The sequence below is a fragment of the Skermanella sp. genome (assembly GCF_059503625.1).
Genome location: NZ_JCACHA010000556.1, coordinates 12202 through 24697 on the forward strand (window position 1 = coordinate 12202; position 12496 = coordinate 24697).

13 protein-coding genes are annotated in these 12496 nt (G+C 67.4%); 11 read left to right on the forward strand and 2 right to left on the reverse strand.

Annotated elements, in window-relative coordinates:
* The 11 genes from AC5JJ6_RS11865 to AC5JJ6_RS11915 form a co-directional block, all read left to right on the forward strand.
* Positions 1–365: phosphoheptose isomerase family protein (locus AC5JJ6_RS11865; protein WP_496042227.1), on the forward strand; the 365-nt coding region annotated here is incomplete at its 5' end.
* A gap of 5 nt (positions 366–370) precedes the next feature.
* Positions 371–1432 (forward strand): carbohydrate kinase family protein, encoded by a 1062-nt coding sequence (locus AC5JJ6_RS11870; RefSeq protein WP_496042228.1) that lies wholly within the window; start codon positions 371–373, stop codon positions 1430–1432.
* A complete protein-coding gene (locus AC5JJ6_RS11875) occupies positions 1429–2220 on the forward strand; it encodes a BtpA/SgcQ family protein (RefSeq protein ID WP_496042229.1) in 792 nt (263 codons plus the stop codon). The genes AC5JJ6_RS11870 and AC5JJ6_RS11875 overlap by 4 nt, the downstream gene beginning before the upstream one ends.
* Positions 2217–3155, forward strand: coding sequence for a polysaccharide deacetylase family protein (locus AC5JJ6_RS11880; RefSeq protein ID WP_496042230.1), 939 nt, complete (start codon positions 2217–2219; stop codon positions 3153–3155). Before AC5JJ6_RS11875 ends, AC5JJ6_RS11880 begins: the two co-directional genes overlap by 4 nt.
* Positions 3152–4051, forward strand: coding sequence for a polysaccharide deacetylase family protein (locus tag AC5JJ6_RS11885; RefSeq protein WP_496042231.1), 900 nt, complete (start codon positions 3152–3154; stop codon positions 4049–4051). The genes AC5JJ6_RS11880 and AC5JJ6_RS11885 overlap by 4 nt, the downstream gene beginning before the upstream one ends.
* Positions 4051–4740, forward strand: coding sequence for an aspartate/glutamate racemase family protein (locus tag AC5JJ6_RS11890; RefSeq protein ID WP_496042232.1), 690 nt, complete (start codon positions 4051–4053; stop codon positions 4738–4740). Before AC5JJ6_RS11885 ends, AC5JJ6_RS11890 begins: the two co-directional genes overlap by 1 nt.
* On the forward strand, positions 4737–6275 hold the full coding sequence (locus AC5JJ6_RS11895) for an amidohydrolase family protein (protein WP_496042233.1): 1539 nt from the start codon (positions 4737–4739) through the stop codon (positions 6273–6275). The genes AC5JJ6_RS11890 and AC5JJ6_RS11895 overlap by 4 nt, the downstream gene beginning before the upstream one ends.
* A gap of 413 nt (positions 6276–6688) precedes the next feature.
* Positions 6689–8434, forward strand: a complete 1746-nt coding sequence (locus AC5JJ6_RS11900) for a cache domain-containing protein (protein WP_496042234.1) — start codon at positions 6689–6691, stop codon at positions 8432–8434.
* A 116-nt stretch (positions 8435–8550) separates the two neighbouring features.
* Positions 8551–9534, forward strand: a complete 984-nt coding sequence (locus tag AC5JJ6_RS11905) for an ABC transporter substrate-binding protein (RefSeq protein ID WP_496042235.1) — start codon at positions 8551–8553, stop codon at positions 9532–9534.
* Positions 9535–9730: 196 nt separating this feature from the next.
* Positions 9731–10843 (forward strand): hypothetical protein, encoded by a 1113-nt coding sequence (locus AC5JJ6_RS11910; protein ID WP_496042236.1) that lies wholly within the window; start codon positions 9731–9733, stop codon positions 10841–10843.
* Positions 10844–10880: 37 nt separating this feature from the next.
* Positions 10881–11117, forward strand: coding sequence for a hypothetical protein (locus AC5JJ6_RS11915; protein ID WP_496042237.1), 237 nt, complete (start codon positions 10881–10883; stop codon positions 11115–11117).
* Between the two features lie 197 nt (positions 11118–11314).
* Here AC5JJ6_RS11915 and AC5JJ6_RS11920 read toward each other — a convergent pair whose 3' ends face one another.
* Together AC5JJ6_RS11920 and AC5JJ6_RS11925 are read right to left on the reverse strand one after the other, a co-directional pair.
* Entirely contained in the window at positions 11315–11956 is a 642-nt protein-coding gene (locus AC5JJ6_RS11920; protein WP_496042238.1) for a Gfo/Idh/MocA family protein, read from the reverse strand.
* Between the two features lie 331 nt (positions 11957–12287).
* Positions 12288–12496 (reverse strand): hypothetical protein (locus AC5JJ6_RS11925; protein ID WP_496042239.1); only part of this gene is annotated, 209 nt, incomplete at its 5' end.

Consider the following 12496-nt stretch of genomic DNA (forward strand, 5'->3'; position numbering starts at 1 on the left):
CCGCCAAGGTGAGGGAGCTTTCGCCCATCCATGCCTACGCGATCCCGCTCGAGGAATATCATCACTACCGCTCCCAGAAGGCGGGCGATCCCCTGTTCCTGCTCGCCAGCGATCCCGCCAGCGCCGAGCGGGCGCTCGACACCGCCCTGGTCGGCCAAGCGGTCGGCGGCAGGATCGTAGCAGTCCTGTCGGAATCGGCCCCCGACATCGAGGCACGGGTCGAGGAAGTCGTCCGCATCCCCGCCACGCTGCCGGCGCTGACGGCGCTGCTCTCGGTCGTTCCGCTGCATCTGTTCGCCTATCATTTCGCCAAGGCGCGCGCGGCCCTCCAGCTCGGCGCGCCCCAGGCGCTGCCCGGCGCCTGACCGCCATGGTCCGGGTCTTCACGGCAGGCGGCATCATCATCGACAACGTCGTTGCGGCCGACGGCAGCATTGGCCGCGACGCCATGGGCGGCAACGCCGTCTATTCGGCGGCGGGCGCCCGGCTGTGGCTCGACGAGGTCGGCGTCGTCGGACGCATCCCGTCGAACTACCCGCCGGACCTGCTGCGGCGCCTGTCCGCCCATGGCATCGATATCTCCGGCATCGTCACGGTCGACGAGGAAGTCCGGGAGGCGGAGTGGTTCCTGTACCAGGATGACGGCAGCCGCGCCGACCACCTGCACGCACCGGTCGATGCATCCGGCCTGCCCCTGCACGGCGACCGGCTTTCTCCAAAGGATTGCCGCACCCTGGAAGCGCACTTGCGCGCCTTGCCGGCGACTTGGTCGGACTTCGCCAGTTTCCGGCGGCGCAATCCCGTGCGGATCGAGGATGTCCCGGTATGCTGGTCCGATGCCAGGGGTGTCCACCTCGCGGCGAACCAGCCGGCGAGCCAGCGCGCGATGGCCGAGGCGCTGTTCGCCCGCGGGCTCTTCGTCACCGCCGACCCCGGCCCGAACGCCCAGGCGATCGCGGAAGGCGGTCTGTCGTCGTTCCTCGCCGCCATCACCGCTTTCCTGCCGAGCGAGAAGGAACTGGCGGTGCTGGCGCCCGGTCTCGACCCGGCTAACGGTCTGGCATCCCTGCGGCGGCAAGGCGCCGGGACGGTCGTCGTCAAACTGGGCGCGGACGGCGCCCTGATCGGGTCAGGAAACGCCGGTGCCGTCGCGGTTCCCGCCTTCCCGACGGCAGCCGTCGACCCGACCGGAGCCGGCGACGCCTTCTGCGGCGGCTTCCTGGCCGGCCTCGTCCTGTCCGGCGATCCGCGCGCCGCCGCCTGCCTGGGTACCGTCTCGGCCTCCTTCGCGGTGGAGGATTTCGGTCCATTCCATCTCCTCGGCACCACGCGGGGCAGTGCCGCTGAACGCCTGTCGCTGCTGCTCGGCACCCTCGGCTCCGGGCTTCGCTCCCATCTTCTCCCGATCCTGAACCGGATAATCACCACATGAACAGGATGTTCGCAGACCAAACGGCCGGCCCGATGATCATCGCGGCGCTGCATCTCCCCGATCTCTCGACGGCATCGGACACGTCGATGGCCTTCCTCGAGGATTACGTGCTCGCCAACACGGAAGTCTTCGTCGGGGCCGGCATCAGCAGGATCATGCTCCAGGACCAGACACGGCGGCGCGGCGCCGCGTCGCCCCAGACGGTCGCGATCACCAGCGCGCTCGGCCGGGTCATGAAGCGCCAGTTCCCCGACCTGACGCTCGGCATCATCGTGCAGGCGCACGACGCGGTGGCGCCGCTTGCCATCGCCCATGCCTCCGGCGCGGACTTCGTCCGGCTCAAGGTCTTCGTCGGCGCCGCGATGACGATGGAGGGCAGCCGCGAGGCGCTGGCGGTCGAGGCGCGGACATACCGCCACCAGATCCGCCGCGACGACATCGCGATCCTGGCCGACGTGTTCGACCGGACCAGCGTTCCCCTGATCGACGTGCCGCCGGAAGAAGCCGCCGTGGCCGCCGTCAAGCTGGGGGCCGACGCGCTGGTGCTGACGGGGGCCTCCTTCGCCGACAGCCTCGACCGGATCGCCAAGGCGAAACGCGCGGGCGTCAAGCGGCCGGTCCTGCTGGGCGGCAGCGTCACCGCGGACAACGTGGCCGAGGCGCTGGCCGCCGCTGACGGCGCGATCGTTTCGACCTCGCTGATGCGGAAGGACGCCGCTCCCGGCGACCTCCTGCTGTGGGACGCCGCCAAGTCGCGGGCTTTCATGGACAGGGCGCTGGCGGCATGACGGCGCCGCGCGACTTCGCGGGATATCGCGGACGGGAGCCTGACATCCGTTGGCCTGGCGACGCCCGGCTGGCGCTCTCGCTGGTCGTCAACGTCGAGGAAGGGGCCGAACTCTCGATCGGCATGGGCGACGAGCGGAACGAGGCGATCTACGAGGCGGTCGAGGCCGTCGAGGGTGAGCGCGACCTGTGCATGGAAAGCCATTTCGAGTACGGCACCCGCGCCGGCTGGCCGCGCATCCGCCAATCGCTGCGGGAGCGCGGCATCCGCGCGACCCTGAACGCCAACGGCCGCGCGCTGGAGCAGTCGCCCTGGCTCGCCGAGGAAGCCGTCGCCGACGGCCATGAAGTGGCGTCCCACGGCTGGCGCTGGGAACGCCATGTCCATATGGACGAGCCGACGGAACGCCGCGCCATCCAACGCTCGGTCGAGGCGATTACCCAGGCGGCCGGCGTGGCCCCGGTCGGCTGGCATACCCGCTCCGCCACTTCGGTCAGGACGCGCGGGCTGCTGGTCGAGCACGGCGGCTTCCTGTACGATTCCAACGCCTACAACGACGATCTGCCCTATCTGGAGACCGTCGACGGACATCCCCATGTCGTCCTGCCCTACGCCTTCGACACCAACGACATGCGCTTCTTCAACCGGGGCGGCTTCACGTTCGGCGACGACTTCGCGCGCTACTGCATCGACGCCTTCGACCGGCTCTACGCCGAGGGCGAGCGGCATCCGCGCATGATGTCCGTCGGCCTTCACCTCCGCATCATCGGCCGTCCGGCCCGGATCGGCGGGCTGGAGCGGTTCCTGGACCACGCGTTGAAACACCCCGGCGTCTGGTTCGCGCGGCGGGACGAGATCGCCCATCGCTGGCGGGCCGGGCTGGGCTTGCCGGACTGGCAGCCCAGGCCCACTCCGGCCGGGTTCTCGCCGTCATGAGCCGCGATCTCGTCGGTTATGGCGGTCAGTGGCCTGACATCGTCTGGCCCAACGGCAAGCGCCTCGCCGTCTCGCTGGTCGTCAACTTCGAGGAAGGGGCCGAAGAGCAGGTCGGGGACGGCGACCCGCGCTCGGAACGGATGGGCGAGGTGATCAGCGTGGTCGAGCCGGGCAGGGCCGATCCGGGACAGGAGCAGATCTTCGCCTACGGCACCCGCGCCGGCCTGTGGCGCATGGCCGGATGCCTGCGGCAGCATCGCGTTCCGGCGACGATCTTCTTCTGCGGCCGCGCGGTCGAGCGGGCGCCGGCCCTGGCAAGGATGCTGGTCGAGGACGGGCACGAAGCGGCCTGCCACGGCTGGCGCTGGCGTCCGCACGCCGATTACGAAAGCGCCGAAGCGGAGGCACGGGACCTCGACCGTGCGGCGACCGCCATCGCCTCGGCGACGGGAGAGCGCCCGCAAGGCTTCTTCTGCCGGGGAGCCGAGAGCCCGTGGACGCGGGGGCTGCTGCGGGAGCGGGGATATCTCTACACCTCGAACGGCTTCGACGACGACCTTCCCTATTGGGACGCCGGCGGTCAGCCGCCGCTGCTCGTCGTGCCCTACGCGCTCGACACCAACGACATGAAGTTCTTCCATCCCAACGGCTTCGTCAGGGCCGGCGAGATGGTGGACTACGTCACCGACGCGCTCGACGTGCTGGAGGACGAGGCGTCCGACGGCCAGACGCGCCTGCTGAACATCGGCTTCCATCTGCGCATCGCCGGCCGCCCGGCCCGCTTCAAGGCGTTCCGCGAGATCGTCGCGGAGCTTGCCCGCCGCCGCGACCGCCTGTGGATCGCCCGCCGCATCGACATCGCCCGCGCGTTCCGCGAGCGGGTGGCGCCGCCCTGATGCGCCTCCTCCTGGTCAACCCCAATACGTCAGCCGCCACGACGGCGGCCATGGTCGAAATCGCGCGCGATGAAGCGGCGGGACGCGCCGTCATCGACGGCCTGACCGCCCCGTCCGGTGCTTCGCTGATCACAGATGAAGCGGCGCTGGAAGCTTCGGCCCGCGCGGTCGCCTCGCTCGGCCCGGCCATCCTTGCCGACGGCCCCGACGGTGTGATCGTCTCCGCCTTCGGCGATCCCGGACTGAAAGCCCTGCGGACCGTTCTGCCCATGCCCGTGACAGGCATCGCCGAAGCCGGAATGGCCGAAGCGGGGGAGGGCGGGCGGCGCTTCTGCGTCGTCACGACGACGCCAGACCTGAAGACCGCCATCGAGCGCACGGCACAGCGCCATGGTCATGCCGAAAGTTTTGCCGGCGTCTGGCTCACTCCGGGCGAACCCTCCGCCCTGATGGGCGATCCGGCACGACTGGTCGAAGCGCTCCACGATGCCTGCCTGCAAGCCGTCCGCGAGGCCGATGTGGCGGCGATCGTCATCGGCGGCGGCCCCCTTGCCGTCGCGGCGCGAGCCCTGAAGGACAGGATCGGCGTGCCGCTGATCGAACCCGTCCCCTGCGCGGTCCGCCTTGCCCTGAAGCGCGCGGAGCAGCACCGGAAACCACCGACCGATCTGCCGGAGATGTCCCCATGAGCCAGAAACTCGTCAGAGCCGACAACATCCTGTGCGGCTTCCATCCCGACGGTTCGCCCGACCTCCGCCCCGATGCCGCCATCCTCGTCGAGGACGGATCGATCCGGGAGATCGGCGACGCGGAGGCCCTGGCCGCCGCCAACCCGCAGGCCGAAACCGTCGGCGGCGCCGGTTTCGCAGCGATCCCCGGTCTTGTCAACGCCCACCATCACGTCGGCTTGACGCCGCTCCAACTCGGCTCGCCCGACCACCCGCTCGAACTCTGGTTCGCGAGCCGGCTGGCGCTGCGCGACGTCGATCCGCGCCTCGACACGCTCTATTCGGCGTTCGAGATGATCGCGTCGGGCGTCACCACCGTCCAGCACCTCCACAGCCGGGCGCCCGGCGGACCGGAAGCCGTCGTGGCGACGGCGGAAAGCGTGATCGGCGCCTACCGTGAGGTCGGCATGCGGGCATCCTATTCCTTCGCGATGCGCGACCAGAACCGCCTGGTCTACGAGGCGGACGAAGCGTTCCTCGCACGCGTGCCGGCCGAGGTCGGGCCGGCCCTCGCCGACTACTTCGCACGCTTCGCCATGCCGCTGGCCGAGCAGATCGGCGTCTTTCACGAGTTGCGCCGGCGCTACCGCGACGACCCGTCGACCGCTGTACAGATCGCGCCGTCGAACCTGCACTGGCTGTCCGACGCGGCACTCGCCAGCGCCGCCGAGATGGCGGCCGAGACGGGTGCCCCGGTCCACATGCACCTGCTGGAAACGCCGTACCAGAAGGCCTACGCTCAGAAGCGCACCGGCGGTTCCGCCCTGGCCTGCCTGGAACGCTTCGGCCTGACGGGACCCGGCCTCACCATCGGTCACGGCGTCTGGATGAGCGAGGACGACATCGACCTGTGTGCACATACCGGCACCCATATCTGCCACAACTGCTCGTCCAACTTCCGGCTCAAGAGCGGTCTGGCGCCCGTCAACCGCTTCACGGCCAAGGGCATCCCGGTCGCCATCGGGATCGACGAGGCCGGCATCAACGACGACCGCGACATGTTGCAGGAAATGCGGCTAGTCCTGAACGCCCATCGGGAGCCCGGCATCGACAGCCCGTTCCCGACGGCCGCCGGCGTGCTTCGCATGGCGACGGAGAACGGCGCCGGGACCACGCCCTTCGCCGGACGGATCGGCCGGATCGAGGCGGGAAGGGCGGCCGACATCGTCCTGATCGACTGGAAGAAGACGACTTGGCCGTACCAGAACCCCGACATCCCGTTGGTCGACGTGCTGGTCCGCCGCGCCCGCCGCGACGCGGTCGATACCGTGATGATCGGCGGCGAGGTCGTCTACCGGCAGGGCCGGTTCACCAGGATCGACCGCGACGCCGTCCTGTCCGAGATCCACGCCCGGATGGCCCAACCGCTGACGCCCGCCGAAGAGGCGCGCCGGCGGCTGGCGGCCGACGTCATGCCCTTCGTCCGGCGCTTCTACGACGGCTATCTCGACGGCATGCCGCGCGAACCGCACACTGTCCTGAACTCCCGCTTCTGAGAACGGTGCTGCCGCCCTTCTCCCTGGGACGCACTCGGATTCAGGCGCCATTCCCCTAAATCTTGGTCACGGTCGTATGGTACGATGAAGTTGCTGGCTTAGTAAGGAGCGACAAGAACCAGGAGCCGCTACATACCGAGGTGCCCGCATGAAAAGGCGAGAGTTCCTGGTTTTTTGGTTGGCTGCCACATGGCCGCTTCCTCTTTTGTCGCAGCGGGACCGGCTGGTCGTGAATACCGGTGCGGCCAAGCGGTTCGGCTGGATTGTACCGCTCTCGATCCTGGCCCATGCCGACGAGGTCGTCGAATGAACGCCTTGCGGGGCGACGGCCGGATCGTCCGGGACTTGGGGTTGGCGCGGCATGCTGCTCCCGCTTGTCACAAGCGGGATCGCCGGAGGGGAACCGGCAGGCCATGACCGCTCGGCACCTCCGGCTCCGTGGTCTCTTCCAGAAGTACTTCCTCGTCCTGTTTCTGGCAGTGGTCGTCCCGCTCGCCGCCAATGGCGTCAGCGAGGCCTGGTTCGGCTATCGCGATCAGCGGGCCAGGCTAGGCCAGTTGCTCGGCGTCGAAGCAAGATCCGCAGCCGCCAGGATCCAAGGGTTTCTAGACGGCATCACCGGCCAGCTCGGCTGGTTGGTTCAACTCCCCTGGACCGGGGAGCCGGACGAGCGGCGCCGCATCGATGCCTTGCGCCTGCTGCGGCAGGTGCCCGCCATCGCCAGCCTTACCCTGGTGGATGGCTCCGGCCGGGAACGGTTGTACGTGTCACGGATCGGCCTCAACCGCACCGAGAGCGGCACGGACCGATCGGGGGAGCCTTCGGTAGCGGGAGCCCGCGCGGGACGGATCTGGTTCGGCGAAGTCACGTATTACCGCGGCTCCGAGCCTTATCTGACGGTCGCGGTCGCCGGCAACCGGCCATCGGTCGGCATTGTCGTGGCCGAAGTCAACTTGAAGCTGATCTGGGACGTGATTTCGGCCATAAAGATCGGTGAAACCGGCTATGCCTTCGTGATGGACGGTCCAGGCCGGCTCGTAGCGCATCCGGACATCAGCTTGGTCTTGCGCGGGGCGGACCATGCCACGCTGGCTCCCTTCCGGGCGATCCAGGCAGCGGTCGCTCAGGCCGGCGCAGAGATCGTGACGGGCCGGGACGCCCAAGGCGATGCGATTGCGGCAGCCGCCGCGCCCATTGCCGGTCCGAATTGGACCATCGTGGTCGAGCAACCGCTCTCCGAAGCCTTCGGCCCCATTTACGAAGCCCTGTGGCGTACCGGGGGTCTTCTCCTGGCCAGCGGCGGCTTTGCGGGTTTGCTCGCATATGTGCTCGCCCGCAGGATGACCAAGCCGATCCGGCTGCTGGAGGAAGGAACCGAGCGTGTCGGTGCGGGGCAGTTCGACTACAGGATCGATATCAGGACGGGCGACGAGCTTCAGCGGCTGGCCGACAGCTTCAATGCAATGGCCGCCGAAATCGCCATTTCCCAGGAGCGCCAGGAACGTATCGCCAAGCTCAAGCGGTTTTTGGCTCCGCAGGTTGCCGAACTGGTCGACCGCACGGGCGACGACGGCGTGCTCGAGGGCCGGCGCACCGAGGTGGTCGCCGTCTTCTGCGACCTGCGGGGCTTCACCGCCTTCTCGGCAAGAGCCACGCCGGAGGAAGTCATGAGCGTGCTCTCGCAGTATTACGAGGCGCTCGGTACGATCATCACCCGATATGCCGCGACGCTGACGAGTTTTTCGGGCGACGGCCTGATGGTGCTCGTCAACGCTCCCGTTCCGATCGAGGAGCCTGCGCTGCGGGCTGCCGATCTGGCCGTGGAGATGCAGAAAAGCGTGCAGAAGCTCATCGTCGGCTGGCAGGCACGCGGCCACCGGATCGGGTTCGGCGTCGGCCTCGCCATGGGAGAGGCCACGGTCGGGCGGATCGGCTATGAGAGCCGCTCCGACTATACGGCAATCGGCAGCGTCGTGAACCTCGCCGCCCAGCTCTGCGCATCGGCGGAGGACCGGGAGATCCTGACGGACGAGAAGGTTGCCGAGGCCGTCGGCAGCAAGCGCGTCCTGATCCCGCTCGGGTCCCGTCCCCTCAAGGGCTACGACGAGGAACTGCCCATCTTCGGCATCGCCTTCGAAGAGCGGCATCGGGCAGCCTGAGGCCGGGCGATCGACGGCGGACGGAGCCTCGGAACGCATCGGGTTTACGGGCGGTCCTGTTTCCTGAGAGACTGGGGTCATCATGACGAAGCCGCCTGGGCGGAGGAGGGGATCGAATGAGGCGACGTGACGTTCTCGCTCTGCTCGGGTTGCTTCCGGTCGCAAACAGCGGCCTTGCACAGACAGGCGGAAGACTGCCGACCGTCTGCTTCATGGGTTTTGCATCGGAAGAGGCCGATCGCGTCACCCTCGATGCCTTCCGGCTGGGCTTGCGCGAAATGGGCCATGTGGAGGGGCGGACAATTCTGCTGGAGTCTCGTCATGCCTCCGGCAACCTGGACCGCGCCAAAGGGTACATCCGGGAGATGGCAGGGAAACCCGTCGACTGCTTCGTTGCACCTGGGCCGGCGGCCACACGCTCAATCCGCGTTGCCACGGAGATCCCGATCGTGGCGATCGGCTTGCCGGCGGCGGGCGGCGATCACGGCCTGTTCGCCAGTCTCGCCAGGCCCGGTGGCACCGTGACGGGCTTCTCATATTTTGGCGAGGAGCTTGCCGCGAAGCGTATCGAAGTTCTCCGCGAGGCGCTTCCCAAATCCACCGTCGTCGGCATCCTCCATAATGCCACGGACCCTGTGTTTCGCGATTGGGGCATACAGACCGAAACATCAGCCCGGATCCAGGGCCTGCGTACCGTACGCCTAAGATTGCAATCGACCTCGCCCGATGAGGTCGCGGACCTGTTCCGATCGCTGCGGGAGCAGGGCGGCGACGCTGTCATCGTCATCCGGGATTTCCTGACCCACACCTTGGCGGACACGATCGGCCGCACGGCTGCGTCGTTTAAGATTGCGGTCGTCGCCGAGCAGGCGCGGCTTGTCGAAACCGGAGCCTTGATGTCCTACGGCGCCGATATTCCCGATCTCTTCCGCCGTGCGGCGGTGTATGTCGATCGGATCCTCAAGGGAGAAAAGGCTGCCGATCTGCCGATTCAGCTTCCAATCAAGTTCGAGCTCGTCATCAGCCTAAAGTCGGCAAAAGCGCTGGATCTGGAAATTCCACCTGCCCTGCTCGCTCAAGCCGACACGGTGATCGAATGAGAGACGTCGCGCGGATCTGCGACAAGCGGCGCCGGCCTATCCTATTTGGTTAATTGCCGGGTTCCGCGAACCTGTGTAGTGTCGGCTTCGAAAGAACAAAGCATGAACATTTGTCGTTGTCGAGATCACGCTCCCCCTGCGGTCTCGATGCCCTGACGGACATCGGGCAGATCGGCCCGACGACGGAGGAAGCGTCATGAAGGCAATCCACCTCCCCTTGAAAGACCTCTTCGCGAAGCTGACCGGTGCCGGAACGATCGGTATCAGGGCGTTCTCCCGACGCGGCTCCAAGCCTTTCGATCTTCCGGCGGCATATGCCCGGCGGGCAGCCCTGTCGCTGGTCGTTCTCGGCGCCGCGATCGGTTCGGCCCATCAGATCGGCCGGATGACCCTGATGCTGGCGCAAAGTCCGGGGCAAGCCAGGACACTGGACGACATACTCGCGGAGTCCGGTGAACGGGAAGACGACTCGTTCGGGTTCGCCGAGGAAACGGTCGATCCGCAAAGGGCGCTTTCCCGCCGGAACGCATCGGCGGGGAAGGAAAGCGCCGGCGCTGATACGACCGGTATCGGAACCCTCATTTCCCGCCTCGACAGGCAGGCCCGAACCCTCGCGATGATAGACGAAGCCGCCGCCACGGTCGGGGCTCCGGCCCGCCTGATGCGCGCCATGGCCGGATTGGAATCCGGCTTCGACGCCACGGCCAAGGCGACGACGAGTTCGGCAACGGGCCTCTACCAGTTCATCGAAGCAACCTGGCTCTCGAAGGTCGAGAGCGACGGCCACAAATACGGACTTGGCGGGCTTGCCCGGCATATTCGCCGGGGCTCGCTGGACGAACCCATCGTCGACGATCTCCGCATCCGCGAACGGATCCTGGCCCTGCGCAAGGACGCCAGGCTGAGCGCCTTTCTGGCAGCGGAGCTGACCGTCGACAACACGCGCCGCCTCGAAAAGCTGCTGGGGCGGCCCGTCACGGAAACCGAGACCTATCTGAGCCACTTCTTCGGCGTGACCGAAGCGGCGCGCTTCCTCAGGGCGGCCGAGAGCACGCCGGACTTGACCGGTGCCTGGATGTTTCCCAAGGAGGCCAAGGCGAACCCGGGGATCTTCAAGATAAGAGGGCGTCCGGCGACGCTCGGCGAGATCCGGAAACGGTTTGCCGTGAAGATGGCCAAAATGGATATCCCCGATCGGCCGGCCCCCGCCGCCAGCCCGGCGCCGATGCCGGAAACCGACATGGATCGGGATGGCGGGGTGATCCAGGTGGCCGACTGGCGCGATGCGAGCGTACCGGCACAGCGCTGAACATCGGCCCCGTCCGGCGTATAGCGGCATCGATGTCATGGAAGGGCGGCCGGTCCCGGTCGCGGACCTGGTGAGCGCCGCTCGCGGCACGCTTCCACAAGGTCCATCCGATCCGTCCAAGCCGATCTACTGGAGGAACTGGACCACCGACTTCGATTACCTCTACATCATGTATCCACCAGACGGCTGGCAGGACCCGCTGCCCGGAACGCTGACCCCGATCACCTCCGGACGGGAGTTCGTGCTTTACCGCATCGTCAAGCCTGCCCGTTGAGCGGATGCAAATTCCCATGGTGCATCCATGCGCCGTCCTATCGTGAATATGGCCGGGGAACTACGGCGGTGCGGCTCCTGTTGGTCCTTGCCTATTCCTTCTCAACCCCGTTCAGGGAGAAAAACGATGCACGAGGATCGCGACGATTTCCATCGGGTCGGCGGCAACACCGATCCCAAGGCCAACCCGCCCAACGATCAGGGACCCAATGCCGTCCATAACCCCGCTGAAACCAACCGCGGCAACAAGCCCGGGCAGGTTTCGCAGGAGGCCGGCACCACCGAGAAGCCGCAGCCCAAGACCAGCTCGGGCGCGCCGGGCTGACCCGACTCCGCAGGGAACTGCTGACGCCGCGGACAGCAGGCCGTGGCGTCAGCCTTTGCCACCTTCGATCCGTCTAAGAAGCCAAGAACTCTCCGCCCCGGCGCCTCAGCCCTGCTGGCTGGGTTCGGGACCGCTATATGGTCGATTTCAAGGGAGAACTGGTTCTGCTGCGGCATGCGCACGGTGTCGATCGCCTCCGCCTTGCCGCCGCGTTGCGCGACGCGCATCTGCTGACCTTCGTACGCGAAGGCGTTTTCCAGGTCGATCCAGCCTTTCTCCAGCCGCACCCGCAGATCCTTGCTTTCATGGGCGCCGTAGCTGGCCGAGCAGTTGGCCATGGCGCCGGATGGGAAACGCAGCATGAAGGCGATGGTCTCCTCGACCGCGCGGTAGCGGTCGTCGCCCTGGGGATTGAAGATGCGGGCGAAGACTTCCACTGGCTCCTCCCCGGTGATCGCGCGGGCCGTGTTGAGGCAGTAGAGGCCGAAGTCCGGCAGGGCGCCGCCGCAAATCACGACCTTTTCGTGAAGTGTGGCCGACGACCTTCGCGGCTCCCGGCGCCGCTAGGTCCGAGCCGCCGGCGGTTTCGGGGTCTGCCGGCAGGTCCCGCTACGGCCCGCGCCTTGCGCGGTTATAAGCTTTTCCGCCAACAGGATGGCGGTTCATAGGTTCCGCCGGGCACCGGGATTCCGCCGCCGAAAACTCCGGTCACATGTCGTCGCGCGAACCGCCGGGGAGAGTGCGGCAAACGGTTGCAGTCGCCAGGTGACTGGAGAAGATCGCCGATGCCGCGCCTGGTTGATCGGGGTTTCACAGGGCGAAACCACGGCCCGCCAAATCATGGCGTCAGACCGGAAAGATCATCGTCGCCCGCGTACCCTTGGCGCGATCCCAGCGAAATTGACCGTCTAACTGCTGTGCCAGCATGGGAATCAGGGTAAGGCCGAAGCCCCGTGCCGTTGCCGGCTGTTGCGATGACCATTCCGGCATCCCCACCCCGTCATCCGCGAGCATCAGCCGGGCATAGCCGGCGACTACCGCGTCGAGGCAGACGG

Excerpts from the sequence above, each read along its gene's own strand:
- AC5JJ6_RS11905 (WP_496042235.1), top strand. The coding sequence starts at position 8,551 with ATGAGGCGACGTGACGTTCTCGCTCTGCTCGGGTTGCTTCCGGTCGCA.
- AC5JJ6_RS11885 (WP_496042231.1), top strand. The coding sequence starts at position 3,152 with ATGAGCCGCGATCTCGTCGGTTATGGCGGTCAGTGGCCTGACATCGTC.
- AC5JJ6_RS11895 (WP_496042233.1), top strand. The coding sequence starts at position 4,737 with ATGAGCCAGAAACTCGTCAGAGCCGACAACATCCTGTGCGGCTTCCAT.
- AC5JJ6_RS11910 (WP_496042236.1), top strand. The coding sequence starts at position 9,731 with ATGAAGGCAATCCACCTCCCCTTGAAAGACCTCTTCGCGAAGCTGACC.
- AC5JJ6_RS11880 (WP_496042230.1), top strand. The coding sequence starts at position 2,217 with ATGACGGCGCCGCGCGACTTCGCGGGATATCGCGGACGGGAGCCTGAC.
- AC5JJ6_RS11890 (WP_496042232.1), top strand. The coding sequence starts at position 4,051 with ATGCGCCTCCTCCTGGTCAACCCCAATACGTCAGCCGCCACGACGGCG.
- AC5JJ6_RS11915 (WP_496042237.1), top strand. The coding sequence starts at position 10,881 with ATGGAAGGGCGGCCGGTCCCGGTCGCGGACCTGGTGAGCGCCGCTCGC.
- AC5JJ6_RS11900 (WP_496042234.1), top strand. The coding sequence starts at position 6,689 with ATGACCGCTCGGCACCTCCGGCTCCGTGGTCTCTTCCAGAAGTACTTC.
- AC5JJ6_RS11870 (WP_496042228.1), top strand. The coding sequence starts at position 371 with ATGGTCCGGGTCTTCACGGCAGGCGGCATCATCATCGACAACGTCGTT.
- AC5JJ6_RS11875 (WP_496042229.1), top strand. The coding sequence starts at position 1,429 with ATGAACAGGATGTTCGCAGACCAAACGGCCGGCCCGATGATCATCGCG.